The organism is Pseudoalteromonas sp. GABNS16E (genome assembly GCF_028598715.1).
GTDB classification, from domain to species: Bacteria; Pseudomonadota; Gammaproteobacteria; order Enterobacterales; family Alteromonadaceae; genus Pseudoalteromonas; species Pseudoalteromonas atlantica.
Genome location: NZ_JAQREZ010000250.1, coordinates 1 through 214, shown reverse-complemented (window position 1 = coordinate 214; position 214 = coordinate 1). Strand labels below are relative to the sequence as shown.

Here is a 214-nt window from a genome sequence, read left to right as displayed (position 1 = left end):
GGCATTAAACTAGGTCGTGATTGTTTTTTTGATTATTTGAGAGAGCATGACTTTCTTGTAAAACCAAAGAAAAATTACACTAAAACAACAAACAGTAACCATTGGATGCGCAAGCATCCCAATTTACTAAAGGAATACATGCCTACTGCGGCCGAGGAAGTCTTCGTTAGTGACATTACATACGTAAAGTCAGCGCAAGGCGTGCATTACCTAT

General features: G+C 38.8%; 1 pseudogene. It reads left to right on the top strand.

Annotated features, from left to right (window positions below):
- Nucleotides 1-214, top strand: a pseudogene (locus PSI06_RS21430) (IS3 family transposase); the annotation flags it as partial.